Below are 24,701 nucleotides of genomic sequence, written 5' to 3' on the forward strand. Positions count from 1 at the left end.
CGCGGGTTCAGTTGTAACGTCAAACACATAAGGAGCAAATCATGCGTGAGCTATTCGTCATCATTCTGCTAATGACTGCGATCCCGGCGGCGGCCTTCGGCCAGTCGCAGGGCGAGCGTCGCGGCTGGGGCTATGCCTTCGCCGGCGTCGGTGGCAACACCGGGTCCGATTCGGGAGCCCGATTTACCGCCGGCGGCGGCGGCGAGAGGCTGTTCTATCGCGGCCTCGGCATCGGCGGCGAGATCGGCTACCTTTCTTCGTCTAACAGCATCGGCGACGGCATCGGCATCGGTTCAGTGAATCTGGCCTATCACTTCAACAATGCCGGCAAGGTCGCGCCGTTTGTGACCGGCGGCGCGTCGGCGGCCTTCCGCGGCAGCTCGGCGGCGGGCGGCGGCAACTTCGGCGGCGGCATTCAATACTGGCCGAAAGATCATGTCGGCCTGCGCTTCGAAGTGCGCGACCACATCTTCTCAAGCGACAGCCCCCACCTGTTCACCTTCCGCGTCGGCGTGACGTTCCGCTAATGGTCTTTCCGTTTCACAGCAAAGGAGGAACTCTTATGAAAGGTAAGCTGATTGGCTATTCTCTGCTCTTCGTCATGCTCTGCCTGGATGTTAGTCCGAGCTTTGCAGGTGACAAACCAGCCAAACAAGACATGAGTTACAAGCAGATGGTCTCACTCCTCATCGACGCGCAACAGAACAAGGAGGTCGTCATTATCGGGTTAAAGGGGGGAGCTACGGTCAGTGGAAAGGTGGTGAAATTAGATAACGACAGCATCTGCCTTATGCATCGGCGCATGGAGTTTTTTGATGGCTGTACAGAAACAATCGCCTACGGGGACATCCTGTCAGCCAGGAAACGTAACCCGGTCGTCAAGGCCTTAAAGAGAATCGGCGCGGCTCCGGTCGTCGCAGCCGTTTGTGTGGGGCTTATCCCCTATGCGCTCTACGTCACCGCACGCGGCGGGATTTAACTCGCTGCCATCGGAGGCTTGCATCGTTAAACTGTTCTTTATTTTCTTTGCTAGAGTTGCAGCTTGAGATGGACTCCCAGAGCGTGTTCCAGGTGATACGCGGCGCATAGCAGGCGGGCTTCGTCGAAGTGGCGACCGATCAACTGCACGCCGATGGGCAGGCCCTCGCTTGATAAACCGCACGGCAGGCTGATGCCCGGCACGCCCGCCAGATTCGCGGTGATCGTGAAGATGTCCGACAAATACATGGCCAGCGGGTCGTCGGCCTTCTCGCCCAACTTGAAGGCCGGCGTCGGCGCGGTCGGCGTCGCAATCACGTCGCACGCCGCAAAGGCGTTGCGGAAGTCGCGCTCGATCAGCGAGCGGACTTTTTGCGCCTTGCCATAATAGGCATCGTAGTAACCGGCGGAGAGCGCATAGGTGCCGAGCATGATGCGCCGCTTCACTTCGGCGCCGAATCCCTGGTCGCGCGTGCGGCTGTACATCTGCTTGAGGGTTGCGGCATCTTCGGCGCGAAAGCCGTAGCGCACGCCGTCGAATCGCGCCAGATTCGAGCTGGCCTCCGCCGTGGCGATCAGGTAGTAAACCGGCACGGCGTATTTCGTGTGCGGCAGGCTCACGTCAACGATCTCTGCGCCCAACGCTCTCAGTTTTTCAATTGCCGCTTCGACCTGCGAGCGCACCTCTGCGTTCAGTCCTTCGCCATAATATTCGCGCGGCACGCCGACGCGCAGGCCGCGCACCTCACCCGCAAGCGCCGCGACGTAATCCGCTGCCGGCTGATTTGCCGAAGTCGAATCATTGGCGTCATGGCCGGCGATCACATTCAACACCTCGGCAACGTCTTCGACGCGGTTGGCGAACGGGCCGATTTGATCGAGCGACGAGCCGAAGGCGATCAAGCCATAGCGCGACACCCGCCCATAAGTCGGCTTCATGCCGACGACGCCCGTAAGACTTGCCGGCTGGCGAATCGAGCCGCCGGTATCCGAGCCGAGCGCCGCCATCGCCATGCCTGTGGCCACCGCCACCGCCGAGCCGCCCGACGAGCCGCCGGGAACGTAATCGGTATTCCACGGGTTCTTGACCGCGCCGTGCGCCGAGTTCTCGGTTGACGAGCCCATCGCAAACTCGTCGAGGTTGGTCTTGCCGACGATGATCGCGCCGGCCCGTTCGAGCCGCTCAATGACGGTCGCCGTGTAAGGCGGCTTGTAGTCGAACAGGATGCGCGAGCCTGCGGTGGTGCGAACGTCGCGCATCACCATGTTATCTTTGATGCCAACGACCGTCCCGGCAAGCGGCGGCAGCGTGTCGCCCCTTTGTGCCAGATCGTCAATGTGCGCCGCCCGTTCGAGCGCCGCCTCGGCAATCACCGTAACAAAAGCGTTGAGCGCAGATAATTTCTCGATCCGCTCAAGCGCGGCGCGGCAGACGGCGACGGCGGATACTTCGCGCGCGGCGATCCCCGCTTTGAGCGATCTAATGGTCAGCTCCCTGATTTCCACAGTGTGTCCTTTGTTATTGCCCAATAACCTTCGGGACTTTGAAGTAACCGGCTTCGGCGTCGGGCGCGGCGGCGGTGGCGGCCTGTTGGCCAAGGCTGGGACGCACGACATCGTCGCGCAGCGCGTGCCCTGTGTCATCTTCAGCGGCCGCGCAGTGCGACATCGGCGACACGTCGGCGGTATCCAGCTCATTGAGCTGATCGATATAACCGAGGATGGCGCTCAACTGGTCGGTGAACGAGTCGGCTTCGTCTTTAGTGAGATCAAGCCGTGCAAGCTCGGCGATCTTCTCAACGTCCGTGCGAGTGATGGGCATACGGTCTCCAATATCAGCCGGTGATGAACCTGAAGATTATAGGAACCGCGCGCCGCGCGAGCAAGGTGGGTCAGTCTCGACTCGGCGGCTGTGCGCCGGATTGGCAGCTTTGATACAATTCGGGTGCGAGAGGTGAATCAACACCCTGAGAGAGCAGTCTATTGTCACAACCGCGCGACAACCAGAGCCCAGACACACCGCCACCTCGACGGCGCAAGGCGACAATTATCTTTCTGTCGGTCATCGGCCTGTTGCTGATGCTGTCGCTGGTCGCGCAGTCGGGCTTCAACCTCAAGCCCTTCATCACGCCCGACACCGCCACCGAAACGCTGTTGCTTTATGGGCTCTCGACGCTCAACTTCCTCGCCTTCGTCACGGTGCTGTTCGTCCTGCTGCGCAACATCATCAAGCTGGTGCGCGAGCGCCGCGCCGGGCGATTGGGCTCGAAGTTCAAGACGCGGCTCGTGGCTTACAGCATCGGGCTGTCGCTGCTGCCGGCGCTGCTGCTCTTCTTCTTCGCCTTTGGCCTGCTCAACCGCAGCCTCGACCGCTGGTTCGGCGAGCCGGCGCGGCAGATCGTCGAAGATGCGCACACCATCGAAGGCGAATACTTCAAGAAAGAAGAAGCCGAGCTGGCCAGTATCTGTCGGGCTATCGCGCGCAGCCTGTCGCTGACCTCACGCCAGGACTTCAAGAGCCCAGACTTTCAGGCGTTGTTGCGCCAGGAGATGAGCGAGTACAACATCGCGCTCGCCCGCGTGGTTGCCGGCAGTGACCGCATGACGGCAGAGGCCGGCGATAAACCAATCGAGCCTGACATCGAAGAAACGCTCACCGCCGCTGAACAACACGCGCTCACGGATGCCGCGCCCTTCACCGGCAGCGATGACGGTGAAAGCCCCTCGGTTATCTATGTCATCGCCGGCGTCCGCGTCAGCGACCTGGCGCGGCAGCCGCGCCTGCTAGTCATCGCCCGCCAGTTCCCGCCTGAGCTGACGGCGCGCGTCGCCAACATCAACGAGCAGCACCGGCAGTTTCATCTCCTCAAAGACAAGATCAAGCGCATCAAGACGATCTATGTCCTGCAACTGAGCGTCGTCACCCTGCTGCTGATCTTTGCCGCAAGCTGGCTGGCGCTCTACGTCGCGCGCAATATCACGGTGCCCATACAGGCGCTCGCCGAAGCCACAGACCGCGTTGCCCACGGTGATTTCTCTCACAAGGTTGACGTGCTGGCCGACGATGAGCTGGCCGCGCTGGTTCGCTCATTCAATCAGATGTCGGCACAGCTCGCCGAGAACCGCGAGCGCCTGGAGCGGGCCGCCGAAGATTTGCGGCGCACCAATCTCGCTCTCGACGACCGCCGCGTTTATATCGAAACCGTCTTGGAATCGCTTTCGACGGGCGTGATTTCGACCGACGCGGTGATGGGGATTGCGACGATCAACGCCGCGGCGCTCGCGATTCTCGGGTTGGAAGATAAGCCGGCCATCTCGACGCCGCTCAACCGCATGATCGGCGGGCAGCAGGGCAAAGAGCTGGCGGCGCTCTGCCGCCGCGCCCGCCGCTCGGACACGGCGCATGCCGAGATCGAGTTCAAGCGCGCCGACGGCAGCGCCCTGCACACGGCGACAACCGCCATCATGCTGCGCAGCGCCGAAGGGCCGATTGCCGGCTGGGTCGTCGTCATCGAAGACCTGACCGATTTAATTCAAGCCGAGCGCGCCGCCGCCTGGAGCGAAGTCGCGCGCCGCATGGCGCACGAGATCAAGAACCCGCTGACGCCCATTCAGCTCTCGGCGCAGCGCATCCTGCGAAACTACACGCGCAACGAGCGGCTGCAAACTGAAACGCATTTCGGCGCCGTCGTCCACGAAGGCACGGCCATCATCGTCCGCGAAGTCGCCGCCTTGCAGCGCATGGTCGAAGAGTTTTCGCGCTTCGCCCGGCTGCCCGAATCGCGTCCCGCCGAAGCCTCATTAAACGATGTGGTGCGCGACGCCGTCAGCCTCTACGACGACCGGCTGGACGATGTCCGCGTGAGCTGTAAGCTGGATGAGGCACTGCCGCCACTGTGGATTGATGCGGAGCAGATGCAGCGTGTGCTGGTGAATCTGATCGATAACGCCATCGAGGCGTTGACGGCTGACAGCAATGGCAACGGCAACGGTTCGGCCAACCTGACAGGGGAAAAGCGAATCGAGATTGAAACCCGGATGCTGCGGCCGGCTGATGCGGTGCGCCTGACCGTCGCCGACACCGGGCATGGCATTCAAGCGCGTGACCGCGACAAGTTATTCCTGCCGAAATTTTCGACGCGCAGCCGGGGCACAGGTCTGGGGCTGGCCATCGTCAGCCACATCATCGCCGACCACAAAGGCCGCATCTGGGTCGAAGACCACCAGCCGCGCGGCGCTCGTTTCATCATCGAGCTGCCCGCGGGGCGCAATGAGTGACCTGCGTTACAGCTCGCCATTCAGCACGATGTTATCAATCAACCGCGTTTTGCCGAAGTAAACCGCCATCGAGATGAGCGTCGGCCGGTCGCCCGATATGACTTCGACCGGGTCGAGCCGCCGTGTATCGGTGAGGGCGACGTAATCGAGCCGCGCCAGCGGTTCGGCTTCGACCACGGCGCGGATGGCGGCCTGCAATCGCCCGGCCTCCTGCTCGCCGCCGTTGTAGAGCGTGCGGGCTTTTTCCAGGGCGCGGCGCAGAACAATCGCCGCACGACGCTGCTCGGTCGTCAGGTAAACGTTGCGCGACGACAGGGCCAGCCCATCTTCTTCGCGCACCACCGGCCCGACGACGATTTCGACATCTACGCCCAGGTCACGCACCATACGCTTGATGATGATGACCTGCTGTGCGTCCTTGCGCCCGAAGAAGCCGAAGTTCGGCTGCACGACGTTGAATAATTTATTCACCACCGTGGTCACGCCGCGAAAATGGCCGGGGCGGCTCGCGCCTTCGAGCCTTTCGCTCAACCCTTCGACCGTAACATAAGTGACAAAGCCCGACGGATACATCTCTTCCGGCGACGGCGCGAAGATAAAGTCCACGCCTTTGGCAAAGGCCAGCTCGGCGTCGCGCGCCAGGTCGCGCGGGTAACGCTCGAAGTCTTCCGAGGGGCCGAACTGCGCCGGGTTGACGAAGACCGAGGCGACGACGATGTCGCACATCTCGCGGGCGCGCGCCATCAGCGACAGGTGGCCTTCGTGCAGCGACCCCATCGTCGGCACCAGGCCGACGCGGCTGCCTTCGGCGCGCATGTCACGCGCCACCGACATCATTCGAGGTATGCGGTTGATGACTTCCATAGGATAGTGACAAGTGACAAGTGACAAGAAGTGATGAGTGATGAGTGGGAGAGCGTCGCAGCAATGCCGACACGCTCTTGTCACTTGTCACTTGTCACCCTCAATTGATCGGGCCGAGCGGCGGCATCGAATAGGTCTCTTCGTCGGTGATCTCGACGACCACGCCTTCCGGCAGACGGTAACTCTCCGGGTCAGCCGGGAAGCGCCGCGCCGTGACGTCATCGGCATAGCGTTTCAGCGCATCGGTGATGACGGCTCGCAGGTCGGCGTACTGGCGAACGAACTTGGCGGTGTGGCCAAAGGTCAGGCCGACGAGGTCGCTGAAGACAAGAATCTGGCCGTCGCATTCCAGCCCCGCGCCGATGCCGATGGTCGGCACATGCACACGGTCGGTGATCAGCCGCGAGATTTCTGCCGGGATGCCTTCCAGAACAATGGCGAAGACACCGGCCCGTTCGAGCGCCAGCGCGTCTTCGATCAACTGGCGCGCCGCTTCGATGGTCTTGCCTTGCACGCGGTAGCCGCCCATGCGCAAGACCGATTGCGGCGTCAGCCCGATGTGACCCATGACCGGCACCTCGGCATTGACGATGGCTTCGACGACCTCAACGCGCCGCGCGCCGCCTTCGACTTTGACGGCTTCGGCGCCGCCTTCTTTGATGAAACGAATGGCCGCCTGGACGGCGCTCGCCGGGTGATCTTGATAGGTGCCGAACGGCATATCACCGACGATCAGGGCGCGCCGCACACCACGCCGCACCGCTCGCGTCGCGTGTAACATCTCGTCGAGCGTAACCGGCAGCGTCGTGTCGTAGCCGAGTACGGTCTGCGCCAGGCTGTCGCCGACAAGGATGAAGTCGAACCCCGCCTCGTCAACCAGCCGCGCCGTTGGGTAATCGTAAGCCGTCAACGCGACAATCGGCGCGCCGCCTTTGCGGGCACGAAGCTGCGGAGCGGTGATCTTCTTCGGGTTGCTTTCGGTGATATGACTCATCGGGCGGCCTCCTTGCGAACGTGACCCGCTTGCTTGTGGGATTATAGGGAGGCGGCGACGGGGATTGCAAATCAAGGAGGCAATAAGCAGGAAGCAGGAGGCAGGAAGCAGGAAGCAGGCCGGGACATTCGGATAAATACAGAAGGCAGCAGGCCAATGAATTCCGCCGCCTGCTGCCTTCGCTGTTTCGTACTGCCTCCTGCTTCCTGCTTCCTGCTTCCTGCCTCATCGCTAGGGTCGTGTGAAGGTGAAGGTGTTCGACAGCGAGCCGTCGGGATTCTTGACCTGCAAGTTGACGGTCTGACCTGAAGCGATGCTCTTGCCGCCTTTGTTCGAGACCAGCAAGGTCGCCGGGGTGGTGTCGTCGTTAAACGTCTTCTTGACCTTGCTGCCGTCGTTTGCAGGCTGCGCGCAGGTGTCGCACATAAACAGCGCCGCGCCATCCCCGAAGTTCTGGCCGCTGATGAACAGTTTCTTGCCTTGCACAGTGGCGCTGGCGATCATCGGCAGCGGCGGGCCGGCGCCGTTGATCGTGAAAGGCGCGCTGATGGTGTTGGCGACCGGCGCGCCGGATTTCGTACCGACGCTGATGCGCAAGCGCGCCGCCGTGGCGCGAACATTCGGCACCGTCCAATCAAAGCCGGCGGCGCTGCCGTCTGTTGTGAAGAAGACTTGTTGGCTGATCGGGAAGGTCGCGCCGTCATCCGTCGAATAGCGCACCTCGATGTTATCAATGTTCGCCGCGCCGGTCGTCACCCAATCAATGCGGACATGCGCGCCCGGCTCAAGCGCCTGCTCATTGAGCTGCGTCGTAAGCGCCAGCGTCACATGACTGGTCGGCGAATCGGCGAAGAACTTGCTCGTATAGATGTAATCGTTTTGGTTGGTGCCATCACCGTTCGCGGCGTTGCCGGCAATGTAGAAAGCCACCGTGCCCACATCGGTGTCCGGCGCGGTCCAGCGCACCTGCCAGACGCGGCTGTTCTGGGCATTCGGCAAGGTTCCCGGTTCGGTATGCTCGATGTACTGGCGACCGCCGAAGCCGGTTTCGGAAAGCACCTGCGCATCACCGCTGAGCGCGGCCAGCGTGCCGGCGCGGTGGTTCGATCCGTCGAGCGCCGTCATCTGAAAACCGAATCGTTGGCGGCGCGGCTGCGACTGCGAGACGGTGACCGTCAGCGTGTATTGCTGGCCGGGCTCGTAGACGCCGTTGATGGGGCCGCCCGCGACCGTGATGGTTCCCGACCCGACGTTCTCTGTATGAAAGGTGTCGTGACAAAAAACACAACTGCCGATGTCATTCGGCGCGTTCGTATAGCCCGGCTCCGGACCGGTGATCTTGGCATAAACGACCGCCGTGATCGTCAATAGAAGCGCTACCGCCTGAAGCTTCTTTTTATAATTCAATCCGAGCATTGTGAGCTGTCTGCCTTTCTTCCCACGCTTGCTTGCCTATTTATTTTTTGAACGCACCCACAGACGCAGATTTGCAGGGATACCCCAGATAAGTAGAGGTAAGGGGGACAGCCAAAATACATGGCAGAGGGGCGAGGTCATCACTTCGTCCCTCTGCCCGTACTTACCTGGCCGGCCTAGCCGAGAAAACCGATGTTCTCGAACTGGCCGCCGAGAATCGCCTTCGAGTCGGCGTTGAGCCACTTGTCGAGGATCGTCGCATAGACGGCGCGGAAGTCCACCTTGAACTTCATGTTGCCGGCGCTGTCCAGGTCCGTCAGCGATGGCTGCTCGCCGTAGACGCCGCCGTGCACAGGGTTGCCGACGAGCATCTGCACAGAGGCCGTGCCGTGATCGGTGCCGCGCGAGGCGTTCTCGTTGGGACGGCGGCCAAACTCTGACCAGGTCATCAGCATGACGTTGTCGGCGAGGTTGTGCGCCGTCATGTCGTCGTAAAACGCCTTGATCGCTTGCGACAGTTGCCCGAGCAGCGCCGCGTGCTGGCCGACCGTCTTATCCGTCGGTGCCTGGGCGCTGCCGATCTCTGCCGAGTGATGATCGAAGCCGCCGAGCTGTACATAAAACAGGTTAGCATCGGGAACGGTTGTGGCGATCTGCGCCACCATGCGCATGGCCGAAGCCAGCGAGCTGGTCGGATACGTCACCGTCGAGCTGTAGCCCGCCACGGCGGTGCGCAACTGCACCGCGCCTTCTTCGGCGTCGAAGCCGGCTTTAGCGATAGCGCTGACAAAACTGTCGGCGGCAAAGCTGCGCGTGTTCGTCGTCTTGAAGGTGTTCACCTGATTGTTCTTGTCGCCGGCGTTGCGCGGGTCGGTCAGGTACTGGTAGTTGGCGAACGCGTCTGTGCCGTTTGCCGGCGAGATGTTCGGCGCGACGTAGTGATCGGCGAACATGGCTTTCGGCAGCGAGCCGCCGACTGAAACCGCCGCCAGGCCGCTCTGGCCGACCAGCTTCTGATCGGCATACTTGCCGAGCCAGCCATTGCCGATCCCGCCACTGGTGTTGGCCGTCTGCCAGATGTCTTGCGAGAGAAAGTGCGACAGGTTGGCCGACGGGTAGCCGACGCCTGTGACAATGGCGACGCGGTTGGCGTCATAAAGCGACTTGATCTCGCTGAGCGACGGGTGCAGGCCGAGGCTGTTGTTGAGAATCATCGAGTGGCCCTGCGCGTCTTTCAGCTCGGTGTCCTTGAATCCGAGGGTGGGCCGCAACTGCTGATACTTGGAATCGGCATACGGGACGACGGTGTTCAGGCCATCGTTGCCGCCGGCCATTTGTATCACCAGGAAGATGCGGCGGTCGGCGGCGTTGACCTCGCGGGCGTCGGCGCGCCCGAGCCAGAGCTTGGGCATCACCATGCTGACCGTGACCGCCGTGGCGCTGCGCTTGATAAATTGGCGTCTGTTGATTGGCATAACTCTCCTCCCCTCCTAATTCAACTGAAACTCCGGCAGGCACATGATCTGGTGGACGAGGCCGCGAATCTTCTTGTCAACGTAAGCGTCGTCCGTGGTGTATTCGATCTCCTGGCCGTTGTCGCCGGTCGTCAGATACGCCTGCAAGGGCTTGATGACCGGCTTGCCGACAGACAGCGGCCCGAGCGTTGACAGGAAGTTTTTGACCGTCTTCTTGGTGTTGCCTTTGACGTACTTCTTCAGTTGCTCGGTGGTCACGAAGATGCCGGGGTTCGTGGTGTTGCGGTTCGTCATCAGCGTGTTGGTGTAGTTGAAGCGTTCGAGCATGCTGGCGGTGTTGACCCAGCCGAGATTGAAATCCCAGCCGGCAACGTCGGGCGGGTTGAACAGGTCCTGCCCCATGTTGCGCGACAACTGCGAGGGCACGTTCGACGTGCGCGGATTGCCCGTGCCGACTGTGGTGCCCGGCAGGTAGGTGCCGCCGATCATGCGCAGCGCCCCGACCACCAGCTCGATGGGTTGCTTGACGAGGGAGAAGAAAGCGCGCTCGCTGTAGAATTCGTCCGAAGTGAAGATGGCGCGCACCAGCTCTTTGATCGAGTGGTTGTTGCTGAGATAGACGCTGGCGAAGCGATCAATCGTCGCTTTGTCGGCGCTGCTGGTCGTCAGCGGGTAGACGAAGAAGTTCCAGAGCTTCCAGGTCAGGTAACGCGCCGTCGCTTGCCGGTTGGCGATCACCGTGATGACGTCTTCGCCGCTGAGATTGCCGCTGACTTGATAAGGCGTCCCGGCATAGATGGTCTTGGCGCCGTTGTCGTGCTGATTGTTGACGACCCGGAAGGTAAAGCCGTACGGGCTGCCTTGCGCGCGCTGGAAGTTCCAGCCGGTGAAGGCGCGCGCCACTTCTTTGACATCGTTTTCAGTGTAATTCGGCGTGCCGGTGACGACGTCGTTGATGCCCATCGTGAATAGCTCTTGCAGCTCGCGGGCAAAGTTCTCGTTCGGCCTGCCGAGTACGTTCGTGGTGTTGTCGAGCCAGATGAGCATGGCCGGGTCTTGCGCGACCGTCAGCAACAGATCATCGAAGCGCGCCAGTGCGCCCTGCCGCAGCTTGAGGTTCTGGACGTACATATAGACGTCCTGCACCTTCGAGCTGCCGGTGGCAAAATGGTTGTGCCAGAAGAGGGTCATCTTCTCTTCGAACTGGCGCTGCGTCGCCACCATGCGCGTCACCCACCAGCGGCGAATCTCGCCGTTGCTGAATTTCTGATTGTCGGTCGGGTCAGAAAAGTCGAAGCTCGCCTTGAGCAGATCGTCCATCGCCTGATTGTTGATCTGGGAATAGTTGAGTAGATAATCAACGGCGCCTTCGCGGCCTCGTGTGGCGAGACTGTCGATCTCTTCCGGCGTGCCGCCGAAGCCTGCGCGTCTGAGCAGATGCGCAGCTTCGTCGTAGTTTAAGCTGGCCATGCGGTTGTCCTCCTCCTTAGATTGCCCGACTGTCGACTGATGCGGCAGTCCGCCTTCGGCGCTGCGTTTTGCAAGGGCAAGCCGACTACAGGAACGCCGCGCTGGGCGCGACTCCCGATCTATACGGCTTCATTGGCTACGTCTTCTCAGACCGTCGCCAGGGTCAAAAAGTCTGAAAATGTTTTTTACGCTTACCTTGATTGCCGCAGCCACTCGGCGCGCGTCATCAAGGCGCGCGGCGCGATGGCGCGATCAATTGCGAGAATGCCGTCCAGATGATCGATCTCGTGTTGCAAAAGCTCCGACAGGTCGCCTTCGGCTTCCAGGGTCTGCCGGTTGCCGCGCTCGTCCTGATAAGCGACGCGAACGCTCGCGGCGCGCTCGACGCGCACCATCAAGTCGGGAAAGCTGAAACAGTCGTCCCACAGCTCGAAGCGTTGCGGGCTGCTCCAGACGATGGCCGGGTTGATCAGCGCGCCGGCAAAGCCCGCGGGCTGCATGCGAATGAAGATCATCCGCTGCAACGCGCCAATCTGCGGCGCGGCGATGCCGCGCCCGAATCCCGTGCGCTCGCGAAAGCCGGCGAGCGTATCGCTGAGATCGCGAATGATCGCCTGGGTATCGGTCGCGGCAATCTCCGTAACCGGCGCCGCCGGCTGCCAGAGCAAGGGATTGCCCAGTTGTAAGATTTCGCGTCCCGGCATCAGACGTGCTCCTGCAAGAGACCAAGGTTGAACGATTGTGGAAGGTGAGGTCTTCCGCTCAATTGTCGGAGAGAATTATATCGCGCCTGTCGGCGGCGGGAAAGCGTTTTGTCATGGCCGGGCAAGCTGAACGATCCGGGCGCGGGATTAAGGCAGGAAGCCGATGTTCTCATAGCCCGCGCCCAACACCTCCACGGGGTTTACGCCCAGCCAGCGGTCGAGCAACGTCGCGTAGACGGCGCGAAAGTCTACCGTAAAGCCCGGATTGCCTGCCAGGTCTAATGCCGTTGCCGCCAGCGACGGCTGCTCGCCATAGAGCCCGCCGCGCACAGGGTTGCCGATGAGGAATAGCGGTGCCGACGAGCCGTGATCGGTGCCGAACGACGCATTCTCGCCCGGTCGCCGCCCGAACTCTGACCATTGCATGATGACCGTATTGTCGGCCAGCCCATGCTCGGTGAGGTCGTCGTAAAAGAGCTTTACCGCCTGCGAGAACCAGCGCATCAGGTTGAAGTGGTTGTTACCCGCACCCGCCAGTTTATCCACCTGGCCGTTGCGATGCGCCACTTGATCCGCATGGTGATCGAAGCCGTCGAGCCGCACGTAGAGAATCGCCGCTTCGGGCACGGTCGTCAGCAATTGCGCCGCCAGCTTTAAACCGACGGCGAGCGGATTGTCCGTAGGATAAACCACCGATGAGTGATAACTGCGCGCCGCTTGCTGAACGACCTGCGCGCCGCTGACCGATTCGAAAGCGGTCTTGTTGATCGCGCCCATCAATGTGTCGGCAGCAAAGCTGCGCGTCGCCGCAAGGTTGAAGGTGTTGAGCTGGTTGTTGTAATCGCCCGGATAAGCGCCATCAGCGAGGAACTGATAGAGATCGAGATTGAGAATGTTCGGGGTGACGAAGTGCGCCGCGTAAAACGTCTTCGGCGTGTCGAGGCTGCCGATGGAGAGCGCCGAGAGGTTCGACTGGCCGACCAGCGCCAGGTCCGCGAAACGGCCAAGCCAGCCGCGACTGGCCAGGCCGCTCAAGTCCGCCGTGTGCCAGATGTCCATCGAAAGAAAATGCGATTGCGTTGCATTCGGGTAGCCGACGCCTGTGACAATGGCGACGCGGTTGGCGTCGTACAGCCCTTTGATTTCGCTGAGCGCCGGGTGCAGGCCGAAGCGGTCGGAGATGATCGTCGAAGCGCCCGCGGCGGTCTTCAACTCGGCTTCCTTCCACGCCAGCACGGGGCGCAGCGCGTAGTAGCGCGCATCCGTATAAGGGACGACCGTATTCAGCCCGTCGTTGCCGCCGGCCAGTTGAATGATGACGAAGCGCCGGTTGCCGGCGAGCTCCGTGTGCTGGCCGCGTGCCGTGCCCGCGAGCCATTGCGGCACGACGACGCCGACCGTCACCGCCGCGGCGCTGCGCTTGATGAATTGTCGTCTGCTAATCGGCATGACCGTTCTCCTCAGTTCAACTGGAACTCCGACAAACACATAATCAGGTGAATCAGGCCGCGAACCTTCTTATCGATCAGCGGGTCTGTGCGGTGAAAGCCGACGGCGTTGCCGGCGTCGTCTTTCTCCAGGTAATCGATCAAGGCACGCGTTGTCGCGCCGTCAACCGTGAGCGGCCCGAGTTGCGAGAGGAAAGCCTTCACGACCTTCTTCGACTTCTTGCCGGTCAGTTCTTGCAGCCGCGCGTGCGACAGGTAAATTCCCGGCTGCGGATCGTTACCTTGCCGGCTGGTCGCTAGGAAGGTGGCGAAGGTAAAACGGTTGAGCAGCGTCGAGGTGTTGATCCAGTCGAGACCGAGCCGCCAGCCGGCAACGTCAGGCGGATTGAATAACGCCTGGCCGAGGAACTGCGCCAGGATGGCCGGCAGGTTGGCATTGCCTTGAAAGGCGGTGGTGCCGAACAGGTAATCGGCACCGAGCATGCGAATGCCGCCGACGATCAATTCAACCGGCTGCTTGACGAGGGAGAAGAAAGCGCGCTCGCTGTAGAATTCGTCCGAAGTGAAGATGGCGCGCACCAGCTCTTTGATCGAGTGGTTGTTGTTGAGATAGACGCTGGCGAACTTCTCGACCGTGGCATGATCGGCGGTATTATCGTTCAAGGGATAGACGAAGAACTTGAACAGCTTGGCCACCAGAAAACGCGCCGTCGCGCGACGGGCGCAGATCAGCGCGATGATATCTTCGCCGCTGAGATTGCCACTGGCTTGATAAGGCGTCCCGGCATAGATGGTCTTCGCCGTGTTGTCATGCTCCGGCGGGTTGACGACGAATTGGAAGTCAAAAGGATCGGCGCTCTCGCGCGGGTGGAAGGCTTTCCAGCCGGTGAAGGCGCGCGCCACTTCCTTGACGTCCTCTTCCGTGTAGTTCGGCTCGCCCGTGACGACATCGCGAATGCCCATCGTGAACAACTCTTGCAGCTCGCGAGCGAAGTTCTCGTTCGGCTTGCCGGCGACATTCGTAAGGCCATCGAGCCAGATAAGCATGGCCGGGTCTTGCGCGACCGTCAGCAACAGATCATCGAAGCGCCCCAGCGCCCGCTGCCGCAGCTTGAGGTTCTGGATGTACAGGAAGAGGTCCGGCACTTTCGAGGCCGCGGTGGCAAAGTGGTTGTGCCAGAAGAGCGTCATCTTCTCTTCAAAGGTCCGGCTGGTCGTGACCATGCGGGCGAACCACCAGCGTTGCAGGTCAGAGAGGCTGAATTTGCTGACGTCAGACGGGTCGGAAAAATTGAAGCCGCGCCGCAACTGATCTTCCATCGCGCGGTTATCAACCTGAGTGTAAGCGATCAGGTAATCGACAGCGCCTTCGCGCCCGCGGGCGGCCAGCGCGTCAATCTCTTCGGGCGGGCCGCCGAATCCCATGCGGCGCAACAGGTGCGCCGCCTCGTCGTAGCTCAAAGTCGCCATGGCCTCTCCTCCGTCCGCTTGCCGCCAGGGGGTTCACCACGAAGGCATAAAACGCACAAAGAGAGCATCAGGGCTTCCTGCTGTTTTCTTTGTGACCTGCGTGCCTCGGCGGTGAACCGTCTCACCTGATTGATTAGTCGCCTGGTGCCACCGAACTATATGACTCCGGCGCGGGCCGCCCCTATTCTACGCTGCTTGCGCCGCCCGCAACAGGCGTTTATCGCCAAAAATCGCGTTGAATTACGGCCCGCTGTGGTGTATTCTATAAGGCTTGGCAAGCAATTAGTTTTTGCACCGACTGAAGCTATAAGAAGGAGAGACGAGGCTATGACGGCTATGGGAGTTTGCGCCTCTTCAGGCAGGCAGGCAGTTTACAAAGGCGAGTTGCGGGCGCGCTGCGAAGCGCAGGGCAGTGGACGCGACTGCCGGCTCTTCAATCTGACGCCGCGCCGCGCCTTTATCGAAAGCTTTATTCCGCACGTGACCGGCACGCAGGTTGTGCTACGCTTCAATCTGCCCAACGGCCACCAGGTCCGCGCCACCGGCGTCGTCAGCAGTCACAACTTCGCCGAAGGCTTCGACGTGGACTTCACGGGGATTTCCGCCGCCGACCGCGAACAGATCATCAAGCTGATCGGCTGAAGGGCAAAGCCGACCGCTGACCCCGCAGCATCTTTATCCCTCTCATAAAAAAAGGGCGACTCGCGCGAGTCGCCCTTTACTTTACCCCAAAGTCAATTGCTTACTTCTTGCCGGTCGGCGGCGCGAGCGCCGTCACCTGCACGTTGTTGCTCACCAGCGTCAGGCCGGTGACCCGCTGAAGGTCGGCGAGCGCCTTGTTGTAATCGGTCTTGGCGCGCACTTCGTTGCCCTTCGCCGTCGCATAATCCGTCTGCCGTTGTAAGACGAAGAAGTTGGTCGAAAGGCCGGCGCGGAACTTCTCTAGCTCACCCTGCAACTGAGCAAACGCGGCGAGTTCTCCGGCATGCGCGGCTTCGTAACGCTGGCGCGCTGCTTCGACCGCTTGCAGGGCGTTGCGCACGTCAATCTGCACGTTCTGCACCAGTTGACGCTGGCGCGCGTCAAGCTGCCGGCTTTCGGCAAGGGCGCGGCCCAGATTGCCTTCCGCCGTGCGATTGCGCCACGGGAAGCTGAGACGCACGCCGATTTGATAGGTCCTGAAGTCCTGGCTGAAGAGGTTGTGCAACGACTGAAAATAACCGCCCTGGAAGCGCCCTGGGACGCTGTCGCCGACGACCGTCGCCGCCGGCACCGGGGGACTGAATAGCGGCAGATCGAGCGCCGACAATGCCGCATTCAGGTTGGTGATCACGCCCTGGTTGAAGGTGCTGAATCCGCCCGGATTGACCGTGGAGGACGGCGTGCCCGCCAGTCCCGTGTTGCTGTAGAAGCCGACCAGATCAACCTGCGGCTTGGTCTGGTTCTTGTAAAAATCAATGTCAATGTTCTTCTGCTCGGTCTGCAAGCGTATCTGTTCAAGCTCCGGGCGATTGGTCAGCGCCAGCCGCGTCGATTCATCGAGGTTGAACTGTTGCGCCGTGACCGGCGGCTCATCAGTCGGGGTGATGACCGCGCTCCAGAGCTTGTCGTCCTGCCGTTTAATCAGCAGCCCTTTGAGGACGTTTTCCGCCGTCGTGATGCTTTGCAGCGCCGTGATGACATCGCCCTTGCGCTGTTCGAGCGCCGCTTCGGTCGAGCGCAGGTCAATCGGCGCGGCGGTGCCGGCTTCAACCTGGCGGCGGTTGTTCTCAAGCTGCGTGCGCGTCAGCTCGACCGTATCGCGGGCGATTTTTTCGTTGTCGATGGCAAAGACCAGATCCCAGTAAGCGCGCTGCACCTGATTGATGATCTCGATGACGCGCTGGCGGAACTGGCTGTCCGTAAGATCAAGCGTCTTCTTGGCGACCTGAATCTGCCGGCGGTTCAAGTCAGTCCTGAAATTGCGCATCAACGGCTGCGTGAACGAGAAGGTCAGCGACGGGTTGTACTGCGTCGGCAACAACTGCGCCGTCGAGCTGGTGGTCGTGCGGTTATTGTCGAACTCCGCCTGCCAGAAGCCGCCCGAACGCTCAACATACTGATTGGTGATGAAGTTCGCGGTCAGCGTTTTTTGCGTGACCGAGAAGGCCGAGCCGCCACCGGCGAACAGCGAGGCGACCGGAATGGTCTGGCTGCGAAAGTTGATGTCCGCCGAAGACAGGATGTCGTAGACGCCGCGCAACGCTTGCAAGTTAAAGGTGGCGATCTGCACGCCCTCGCGGTACTGCTCGATGTCGAGGTTGTTTTGCAGGGCCAAAGCGATGGCATCACGCATTGCCAGTGGCACGGTCTGGCTCAGATCAACGCCGACGCGTTGCGGCGTAACTTCGGGCGACAGCGCCAGCGGTTGCGTGATGGGGTTCTGGCCCGTGGTGTCCTGCGCCGGCGCGCCGGGCGTCGGCGTCACCGCCGGGTTGGTCACAGGGGCCTGTCCCGGCGCCGGCACGTTGCGGCGCTCACGCTCGGTCGGCAAGTTGGGATTCGTCGTGCCGTGTTCTTCAAGCCGCTCGCGTTGTTCGCGCGTATCGTTTCTCGGCGGGGTTGTCGGCGAGCTGGGCGGCGTCTCGGGCGGTTTCGGCTGTTGCGGTTGCTGCGGTGTCGGCTGCTGCTGACGGGCGACGACGCCGTCCTGTGCGAAGACGCCGACCGGCAACGTCGCTGCAAGCAACGCCGCCAGCGAGAGACTCGTGACGACGCGCCCTGACTGTTGCAGTTTCTGTATAAGTGAACTCATAAACTTCCTCTCGAATGAATTGCCGGACTCGCGCGCCATACTGGCTCAATCGGCGCCGCGCCTGCCAGTGATAATGCTTGTTGATTTCTGGTCAGTCACAGCTTGATACGTCATTACCTGTGCTGCCGTTTCATCTAAATCACGCGCGCCTGGTGGTGCAAAATGGGCGCCCGCCATCCTTTGACCAAACTAAAAGTTTACACGCTGAAGCGCCATCAGCCAAATCCTCACAACCGTCCAGCCGCCACGCGAGGGCAGGCCAGGCTATTCTCCTGTCAAGTGCCGTGCCAATGCGCAGCGATTGCCCATCATCAACGAAATGAGCGTTTATCGCTAAAAGGCGGTCGCCGCCCGCGCCGCGCTTGCCCATTTGTGGGAACCTGCTTTCCCACAGACGCACAGACTGGCAGCGATTGTTTCAATCAGCACAGCGCATTGAATCAGGCAGATCGGCAGTATATTATCCTGTCGGCTTGCCCTGATTCTTGAGCTTACCGGCGAGCCGCAGCGAATCCTTCCGAGGCGTGAAAGACAATGGCAAGCCGTTTTGAGATTGACGACGAATTAATCGCCGGGCAGAACCGCAAAGCGCAAGCGTGGCTCGACGAAGACTATGACCACCTCGCCCGCTCGTTGCGGCGCAGGCAGATAGACATCGAAGCGCTCACCCATCGCGCGCAAGCGTTTCGCGTCGCGGTGCCGTCGTGGGGCGTCGGCACCGGCGGGACACGCTTCGCGCGCTTCCCCGGCGTCGGCGAGCCGCGCGATGTTTACGAAAAGCTCGAAGACTGCGCGACGATCTTTCGGCTGGCGCGCTCGACGCCCGCCGTGTCGCTGCACATCCCCTGGGACAAGCCGGATGATGCCGCCGACCTCAAGCAGTTTGCCGAAGCGCGCGGCCTGCGCTTCGACGCCATGAACTCGAACACCTTTCAGGATCAGCCGGGGCAGCCCCGCTCATACAAATTCGGCAGCCTGACGCACACGGACGCCGAGGTGCGCCAGCAAGCCATCGCGCACAACATTGAATGCATCGAGATCGGCAAGGCGCTGGGCTCCAAATCGCACACCGTGTGGATCGCCGACGGCGGCAATTTTCCCGGCCAGCTGCATTTCCGCCGCGCCCTCGAACGCTATCTCGAAAGCCTCCATGCAATCTACAAAGCGCTGCCCTCGGACTGGCGCATTTTTCTTGAGCATAAGCTGTACGAGCCGGCCTTCTACTCGACGGTGATCAACGACTGGGGCACGAGTTATTACTGCGCCACGCAACTGGGGCCGCAGGCCGCTTGCCTGGTTGACCTCGGCCACCACGCGCCGAACGTCAACATCGAGATGATCGTCGCGCGCCTGATTCAACTGGGCAAGCTCGCCGGCTTTCATTTCAACGACAGCAAGTATGGCGACGATGATTTGGACGCCGGCTCGATCAAACCGTTTCAGCTCTTCCTGATCTTCAACGAGCTGGTTGACGCCGAACTTGATGGCACGCCCGACTTTCACCCGGCTTACATGCTCGACCAGTCGCACAACGTCACAGACCCCATCGAATCGCTGATGATGAGCGCCGGCGAGCTGGCGCGCGCTTACGTGCAAGCCCATCTCGTTGATCGTCAGGCGTTGGTGGAAGCGCAAGAGAGCTGCGACCCGCTCGTGGCGCTGGCGACGCTCAAGCAAGCCTTCACCACCGACGTGACGCCAATCCTGGCGATGGCGCGGGCGCGCTCGGGCGGCGCCATTGATCCCATCGCGACGTATCGCAAGAGCGGCTATCGCCAACGCAAGGCCGAAGAGCGCCCGGCGCAAGTCGGCATTGCCGCCGGCATCGTTTGAATTTGTTCTGCCCCTGATAGATAAGTCACAAAGGCGACAATGGATCAACCACCTCTGAAGATGCTTCATTCGGATGATGCTTTGAACAGAGGTAAGCTTGACACATTCAGCAAGCTATCAGACAAAGAACTTATAGACTCGTTACAACCCGGACAGCAGGGATCGCTCAAGGCTCGGCCAGATGGCACTGTGCTGGACGGTCATCATCGGCTTAGAATACTACGAGACCGGGGCATGAACATCGATGCCTTGCCACGCGAGATCATCGTTCGGTATTCGCCAGCGACAGAAGGAGAGAATAATGGCAGCGCAGGCATACTGGATTGAAGGGCCATGGAAAGGACGGTTAGCCATCGTCCCGCGCCCTCGTGGCGGTGACTGGCTCGAAGACGAGGTTGCGGGTTGGCGCGAGGCGGGCATAGACACCGTGGTTTCTTTCTTGACCCCGGATGAAGTCGCCGAGTTTGATCTCCAGGCAGAAAAAGAATTAAGTGAGGCCCAGGGGATTCGCTTCATTTCCTTTCCGGTTCCTGACCGTGGAGTCCCCGCATCACAACGCGCCGCCGCGGCCTTGGCGCAGGATTTGACACAGTCGCTTGCGAAGGGGGAAAGGGTAGCGCTGCATTGCCGGCAGAGTGTTGGCCGGTCGGCATTGATTGCGGCTTACCTGCTCATATCAGAAGGCGAAGACCCGCAACGTGCTTTCGACCGCATCCGTTCGGCCCGCGGCGTCAACGTGCCGGATACGGCTGAACAAATACAGTGGGTCGCAGACCGCGCGGCAGCGCTGATGACGGGAGCTAGACGATGAGTTCACATGGGATGTTTGCTATCGGTTTACTCTATGGGGCCCGGCTTATGAGAAAAAGCTTTTCATCGAAAATCATCGCCTGTGTGTGCTTAGCATCGTTACTGCTGGCGGCTTCGCCGTTGATGGCGTTGGCGCAAAACGCCAGCCGCCTCGCGGTCGCCGCGCTGCGTTGTGAATACCTGGTCTCGCCGCTGGCGGTCGAAGCGCGCGCGCCGCGCCTGAGCTGGACGATTGAAAGCAACCAGCGCGGCGCCAAACAGACGGCGTATCACATCCTGGTCGCCAGTAGCGCCAGCCTGCTTGCCGCAAACCGTGGCGACCTGTGGGACACCGGCAAAGTCGCATCCAACCAGACGATTCAGATCGCTTATCAAGGCAAGCCGCTTGCCTCGCGCCAGGCGTGCTTCTGGAAAGTTCGCATCTGGGATCAGAACGACAAGCCGGCGGCGTGGAGCCAGCCGGCGCGCTGGGTGATGGGGCTGATGGAGCCCGGCGACTGGTCGGCGCAGTGGATCGGCGATAAGCTGCCGTCGGTCGAGAACGTCGCGGCGACCATGCTGCGGCGTGAGTTTGAGCTTACGGCAAAACCGCAGCGCGCCATCGTCTATGCCTCGGCGCTTGGCGTTTACGAGCTGCACATCAATGGCCAGCGCGTCGGCGATCAACTGCTCGCCCCGGAATTCACCGACTACCACACGCGCACGCAGTATCAGGCGTATGACGTGACCGGCCTGCTGCGCACGGGCGCGAACGCCATCGGCGCGATGCTCGGCGACGGCTGGTACGCCGGCGGCATCGGCCTGGCGCAGGCGCTGCTCAAGAAGCCGCGCAACATCTACGGCAATCACCCGCGATTGATTGCCCAGCTTGAAATCGATCTGAGCGATGGCCGCAAAGCGCGCATCGAGACCGACGCCAACTGGCGAACGACGCGCGAAGGGCCGATTCGCAGCGCCGATCTGCTCAACGGCGAAGTCTACGACGCGCGGCGCGAGATGGCCGGCTGGGACAGCCCCGGCTTCAACGATCATGCATGGTCTGCGGCAGAGGTCGAGGCCCACGCCGGCACGCAACTGGTCGCGCAGCCCAACGAACCGATCCGCGTCACTCGCGAGATCAAACCCATTGCAGTGAACGAGCCGAAGCCTGGCGTTTACGTCTTTGACATGGGACAGAACATGGTTGGCTGGTGCCGGCTGAAGACGCGCGGCGCGGTGGGAACGACTGTAAGGCTACGACATGCCGAGATGCTCAACCCGGACGGCACGATCTACACCGAAAACCTGCGCGGCGCGCAGCAGGCCGACGCTTTCACGCTGCGCGGCGCGGCCAGCGAAGCCTACGAACCACATTTCACCTATCACGGCTTCCGCTATGTCGAAGTCACCGGCCTTGCCGCCAAGCCTGCAATTGACGCCATCACGGGCCGCGTCTTTCATTCGGCGATGGCTGAAACCAGCAGCTTCGAAACCTCAGACCCGCTGCTCAACAAGCTCTGGCAAAACATTCTCTGGACGCAGCGCGGCAATATGGAGAGCATCCCGACCGACTGCCCGCAGCGCGACGAGCGGCTGGGCTGGATGGGCGACATTCAGATTTTCGTCGGCACAGGCATTTTCAACATGGACATGGCGGCGTTCTTCACCAAGTGGATGCGTGACGTGCGCGACGCGCAGGCGACCGACGGGCGCTTCGCCGATTTCTCGCCGCACCCGTTCGGCAAGGACAAAATATTCACGGGCGTCGCCGGCTGGGGTGACGCAGGCATCGTCGTCCCCTGGCGCGTCTGGCAGCACTATGGCGATAAGCGCTTGCTTATCGAAAGCTATGATTCGGCGCGCCGCTGGGTCGAGTTCATTCGCGGCAACAATCCCGACCTGCTGTGGAAGAACAAACGCGGCAACGACTATGGCGATTGGCTCAACTCGGACACGCTGGTCTACGAAGGCTTCCCGCGCAAAGGCGGTCAGGTGCCGAAAGAAGTTTTCGCCACGATGATGTTCGCCTACGCGACCGACCTGCTCTCGCGCATAGCCGGGGTGATCGGCAAAGAAGATGAAGCGAAGAAGTACGCGGCGCTGTTTAACGACATCCGCGCGGCCTTCAACAAAGCCTACGTCAGCGAAGACGGTCACATCCGCGGCGACACGCAGGCGGGCTATGCGCTGGCCTTGCATTTCGACCTGCTGCCGAGCGCGCTGCGCCCGACGGCGCTCAAGTACATGCTCGATGGCATCAGCCGTTACAACGGCCATATGTCAACCGGCTTTCACTCGACCTATCGAATGATGTTAGAGCTGACGCGCGCCGGCGAGAACGAAGTGGCTTACAGCCTGGTCAACCAGCGCGGCTTCCCTTCGTGGGAGTATTCAATTGATAACGGCGCGACGACGATCTGGGAGCGTTGGGATGGCTATGTCAAAGGGCGCGGCTTTCAGGACAAGGGCATGAACTCGTTCAACCATTACGCCATCGGCGCGGTGGGCGAATGGATGGCGCGAGTCATCCTCGGCATCAATAACGACGACGCGCATCCGGCTTACGAGCAGTTCACGTTGCGCCCTTATCCGGGCGGCGGCCTGAGTTGGGCCAGAGGCCATTATGATTCGATTCGCGGTCGCATCGAATCGAGCTGGAGCGTCGCCGCGGGCCAGATGCAATACAACGTGACGATCCCGGCAAACACGGCGGCGGCGGTCTACGTGCCGGCGAAAGACGCGGCCGGGGTGATGGAAAGCGGCAAGCCGGCGAGCGCCGCGCCGGGCGTCAAGTTCTTGCGAATGGAAGACGGCGCGGCGGTCTTCCTTGTGCAATCCGGCAAGTACAATTTCACGGCGCGCTAAGCAATCAGTTAGAGCATGTTTTGAAAGTATCCCCGAAGGGGATGGCGTCAATAGCCGTGGGCAGCGCCCACGGAAGCCAGGCCGGAAAGTTCCCGACCCTGAAAGGGTCGCCGTTGCCGCAGACGGCGACCCTTTCAGGGTCGGGGCATCAACCGTCCTTAACCGGTGGCCTTCCCGGTGGCGTTGCCACCGGCTATTAACCGAAGCCCTTTCAGGGCTTACCGCTTCTCAAAACACGCTTTTAGGGGCAACTGAAACTTGCTCTAAAAACGCCGCCGCCGTTTCGCCTGCACCCGCCCGCGTCCCGCCCTGCGTATTGATTTCTGGTGGAGGCGAGCCACCGAGCTGATTGTCTAAGGAGGCACCCCGTGGCATATAAAGGCCGGCTTGCGGCAATCATCCTGTTGCTGTGCTGCACCCCCGCGCGCACCCTGTCCGTTCAACAAAACCCCGGCGCCGACGAAAGCGTCATCAAGCTCAACACCCTCTGGGTCAACCTCAACATCAGCGCCACCGACCCGCAGGGCAAGAAAATCACCGAGCTCAGGCGCGAAGATTTCGCCATCTTCGAAAATGGCGTGCGCCAGGAGATCGTTCACTTCGCGCCCGTCGAGGCGCCGGTCAATCTCGTCGTGCTACTTGATCTGAGCGGCAGCATTGATAGCAAGCTGAAAGCCTTGAAGAAAGCCGCCAGCCGCTTCGTTGACATGCTGAAAGAGAATGACCGCATGGCGATAGCGACCTTCACAGGACGCTTCAGGCTGGTCTCAGACTTTACCGGGGATCGGAAGCGTTTGAAAGAGTGCATTGACCACATCAAAGATGCGGGCGGCGACACGGCGCTTTATGATGCCGAGTGGAAGACCTTCGATCTTCTGCGTCAAATCCGCGAGGGACGCAAAGCCATTGTTATGTTGACGGATGGGGTTGATAGCTCGTTTAGCCCCAAAGACGATGGCGGCTCGACGCATACCTTCAACGAGTTATTGATGCGGGCGCTCGAAGAGGATACAACGATCTACCCGATCTACCTCGACACGGAGCAGGAGTGGATTCACCACTACTCTCGTGCCGCCTACGTCGAGGCGCGCGAGCAGTTGCGGACGCTCGCCGTGCAGACCGGCGGCGCTTACTTCATGGCGCGGCGCATCGAAGACCTGGATGGCGTTTATCAACTGGTTGCCGAAGAATTGCACGCGCTCTACAGCCTCGCCTACGCCGCCAAGGATACGCACAGAGACGGGCGCTGGCGGGCCATCAAATTGACGGTCAATCGTGAAGGGATAAAGCTCAATAGCCGGCGCGGCTATTTCGCCAGATAAG

Annotated in this window: 19 protein-coding genes; 8 read left to right on the forward strand and 11 right to left on the reverse strand. The window is 61.2% G+C overall.

Annotated features, from left to right (window positions below):
* The first annotated feature begins 41 nt into the window (after positions 1-41).
* A complete protein-coding gene (locus tag VJ464_28855; protein HKQ09168.1) occupies positions 42-527 on the forward strand; it encodes an outer membrane beta-barrel protein in 486 nt (161 codons plus the stop codon).
* Between the two features lie 35 nt (positions 528-562).
* Complete coding sequence (locus VJ464_28860) at positions 563-979, forward strand: hypothetical protein (GenBank protein HKQ09169.1); 417 nt, start codon at positions 563-565, stop codon at positions 977-979.
* 50 nt (positions 980-1,029) lie between these two features.
* On the opposite strand, the gene gatA is transcribed toward VJ464_28860, so the two are convergent.
* On the reverse strand, positions 1,030-2,484 hold the full coding sequence (gatA, locus tag VJ464_28865) for an Asp-tRNA(Asn)/Glu-tRNA(Gln) amidotransferase subunit GatA (GenBank protein HKQ09170.1): 1,455 nt from the start codon (positions 2,482-2,484) through the stop codon (positions 1,030-1,032).
* A gap of 13 nt (positions 2,485-2,497) precedes the next feature.
* A complete protein-coding gene (gatC, locus tag VJ464_28870) occupies positions 2,498-2,800 on the reverse strand; it encodes an Asp-tRNA(Asn)/Glu-tRNA(Gln) amidotransferase subunit GatC (GenBank protein HKQ09171.1) in 303 nt (100 codons plus the stop codon).
* A gap of 161 nt (positions 2,801-2,961) precedes the next feature.
* Here gatC and VJ464_28875 point away from each other — a divergent pair, with 161 nt between their 5' ends.
* Complete coding sequence (locus tag VJ464_28875; GenBank protein ID HKQ09172.1) at positions 2,962-5,256, forward strand: ATP-binding protein; 2,295 nt, start codon at positions 2,962-2,964, stop codon at positions 5,254-5,256.
* A 6-nt stretch (positions 5,257-5,262) separates the two neighbouring features.
* On the opposite strand, the gene panC is transcribed toward VJ464_28875, so the two are convergent.
* The 8 genes from panC to VJ464_28915 form a co-directional block, all read right to left on the reverse strand.
* Positions 5,263-6,120 (reverse strand): pantoate--beta-alanine ligase, encoded by an 858-nt coding sequence (panC, locus tag VJ464_28880; protein HKQ09173.1) that lies wholly within the window; start codon positions 6,118-6,120, stop codon positions 5,263-5,265.
* Positions 6,121-6,220: 100 nt separating this feature from the next.
* Positions 6,221-7,114, reverse strand: coding sequence for a 3-methyl-2-oxobutanoate hydroxymethyltransferase (panB, locus tag VJ464_28885; GenBank protein HKQ09174.1), 894 nt, complete (start codon positions 7,112-7,114; stop codon positions 6,221-6,223).
* Between the two features lie 231 nt (positions 7,115-7,345).
* On the reverse strand, positions 7,346-8,530 hold the full coding sequence (locus VJ464_28890) for a choice-of-anchor V domain-containing protein (GenBank protein HKQ09175.1): 1,185 nt from the start codon (positions 8,528-8,530) through the stop codon (positions 7,346-7,348).
* Between the two features lie 176 nt (positions 8,531-8,706).
* Positions 8,707-10,005: a DUF1501 domain-containing protein gene (locus tag VJ464_28895; protein ID HKQ09176.1), complete on the reverse strand. Its 1,299-nt coding sequence runs from the start codon at positions 10,003-10,005 to the stop codon at positions 8,707-8,709.
* Positions 10,006-10,020: 15 nt separating this feature from the next.
* Complete coding sequence (locus tag VJ464_28900) at positions 10,021-11,475, reverse strand: DUF1800 domain-containing protein (GenBank protein ID HKQ09177.1); 1,455 nt, start codon at positions 11,473-11,475, stop codon at positions 10,021-10,023.
* 191 nt (positions 11,476-11,666) lie between these two features.
* Positions 11,667-12,179 carry a peptide deformylase gene (locus VJ464_28905; GenBank protein ID HKQ09178.1) on the reverse strand — a complete coding sequence of 171 codons (513 nt, stop codon included), beginning with the start codon at positions 12,177-12,179 and terminating at the stop codon, positions 11,667-11,669.
* Positions 12,180-12,326: 147 nt separating this feature from the next.
* Complete coding sequence (locus VJ464_28910) at positions 12,327-13,628, reverse strand: DUF1501 domain-containing protein (GenBank protein HKQ09179.1); 1,302 nt, start codon at positions 13,626-13,628, stop codon at positions 12,327-12,329.
* A gap of 11 nt (positions 13,629-13,639) precedes the next feature.
* Positions 13,640-15,097 carry a DUF1800 domain-containing protein gene (locus VJ464_28915; GenBank protein HKQ09180.1) on the reverse strand — a complete coding sequence of 486 codons (1,458 nt, stop codon included), beginning with the start codon at positions 15,095-15,097 and terminating at the stop codon, positions 13,640-13,642.
* Positions 15,098-15,424: 327 nt separating this feature from the next.
* Here VJ464_28915 and VJ464_28920 point away from each other — a divergent pair, with 327 nt between their 5' ends.
* Positions 15,425-15,739 carry a hypothetical protein gene (locus VJ464_28920; protein ID HKQ09181.1) on the forward strand — a complete coding sequence of 105 codons (315 nt, stop codon included), beginning with the start codon at positions 15,425-15,427 and terminating at the stop codon, positions 15,737-15,739.
* 100 nt (positions 15,740-15,839) lie between these two features.
* Here VJ464_28920 and VJ464_28925 read toward each other — a convergent pair whose 3' ends face one another.
* Positions 15,840-17,891, reverse strand: coding sequence for a TolC family protein (locus VJ464_28925; protein HKQ09182.1), 2,052 nt, complete (start codon positions 17,889-17,891; stop codon positions 15,840-15,842).
* Positions 17,892-18,425: 534 nt separating this feature from the next.
* Here VJ464_28925 and rhaI point away from each other — a divergent pair.
* From rhaI to VJ464_28945, 4 genes are all read left to right on the forward strand, one after another.
* Positions 18,426-19,724: an L-rhamnose catabolism isomerase gene (gene rhaI, locus VJ464_28930; GenBank protein ID HKQ09183.1), complete on the forward strand. Its 1,299-nt coding sequence runs from the start codon at positions 18,426-18,428 to the stop codon at positions 19,722-19,724.
* A gap of 301 nt (positions 19,725-20,025) precedes the next feature.
* Positions 20,026-20,535 carry a tyrosine protein phosphatase gene (locus VJ464_28935; protein ID HKQ09184.1) on the forward strand — a complete coding sequence of 170 codons (510 nt, stop codon included), beginning with the start codon at positions 20,026-20,028 and terminating at the stop codon, positions 20,533-20,535.
* 47 nt (positions 20,536-20,582) lie between these two features.
* Positions 20,583-23,378 (forward strand): glycoside hydrolase family 78 protein, encoded by a 2,796-nt coding sequence (locus VJ464_28940; GenBank protein ID HKQ09185.1) that lies wholly within the window; start codon positions 20,583-20,585, stop codon positions 23,376-23,378.
* A gap of 368 nt (positions 23,379-23,746) precedes the next feature.
* Positions 23,747-24,700, forward strand: coding sequence for a VWA domain-containing protein (locus VJ464_28945; GenBank protein ID HKQ09186.1), 954 nt, complete (start codon positions 23,747-23,749; stop codon positions 24,698-24,700).
* The last annotated feature ends 1 nt before the right edge of the window (position 24,701 follow it).

This window comes from Blastocatellia bacterium, assembly GCA_035275065.1.
Taxonomy (GTDB): Bacteria; Acidobacteriota; Blastocatellia; order UBA7656; family UBA7656; genus DATENM01.

Excerpts from the sequence above, each read along its gene's own strand:
- VJ464_28855 (HKQ09168.1), top strand. The coding sequence starts at position 42 with ATGCGTGAGCTATTCGTCATCATTCTGCTAATGACTGCGATCCCGGCG.
- VJ464_28860 (HKQ09169.1), top strand. The coding sequence starts at position 563 with ATGAAAGGTAAGCTGATTGGCTATTCTCTGCTCTTCGTCATGCTCTGC.
- gatC (HKQ09171.1), bottom strand. The coding sequence starts at position 2,800 with ATGCCCATCACTCGCACGGACGTTGAGAAGATCGCCGAGCTTGCACGG.
- panC (HKQ09173.1), bottom strand. The coding sequence starts at position 6,120 with ATGGAAGTCATCAACCGCATACCTCGAATGATGTCGGTGGCGCGTGAC.
- panB (HKQ09174.1), bottom strand. The coding sequence starts at position 7,114 with ATGAGTCATATCACCGAAAGCAACCCGAAGAAGATCACCGCTCCGCAG.
- VJ464_28890 (HKQ09175.1), bottom strand. The coding sequence starts at position 8,530 with ATGCTCGGATTGAATTATAAAAAGAAGCTTCAGGCGGTAGCGCTTCTA.
- VJ464_28895 (HKQ09176.1), bottom strand. The coding sequence starts at position 10,005 with ATGCCAATCAACAGACGCCAATTTATCAAGCGCAGCGCCACGGCGGTC.
- VJ464_28900 (HKQ09177.1), bottom strand. The coding sequence starts at position 11,475 with ATGGCCAGCTTAAACTACGACGAAGCTGCGCATCTGCTCAGACGCGCA.
- VJ464_28905 (HKQ09178.1), bottom strand. The coding sequence starts at position 12,179 with ATGCCGGGACGCGAAATCTTACAACTGGGCAATCCCTTGCTCTGGCAG.
- VJ464_28910 (HKQ09179.1), bottom strand. The coding sequence starts at position 13,628 with ATGCCGATTAGCAGACGACAATTCATCAAGCGCAGCGCCGCGGCGGTG.
- VJ464_28915 (HKQ09180.1), bottom strand. The coding sequence starts at position 15,097 with ATGGCGACTTTGAGCTACGACGAGGCGGCGCACCTGTTGCGCCGCATG.
- VJ464_28920 (HKQ09181.1), top strand. The coding sequence starts at position 15,425 with ATGACGGCTATGGGAGTTTGCGCCTCTTCAGGCAGGCAGGCAGTTTAC.
- VJ464_28925 (HKQ09182.1), bottom strand. The coding sequence starts at position 17,891 with ATGAGTTCACTTATACAGAAACTGCAACAGTCAGGGCGCGTCGTCACG.
- rhaI (HKQ09183.1), top strand. The coding sequence starts at position 18,426 with ATGGCAAGCCGTTTTGAGATTGACGACGAATTAATCGCCGGGCAGAAC.
- VJ464_28935 (HKQ09184.1), top strand. The coding sequence starts at position 20,026 with ATGGCAGCGCAGGCATACTGGATTGAAGGGCCATGGAAAGGACGGTTA.
- VJ464_28940 (HKQ09185.1), top strand. The coding sequence starts at position 20,583 with ATGAGAAAAAGCTTTTCATCGAAAATCATCGCCTGTGTGTGCTTAGCA.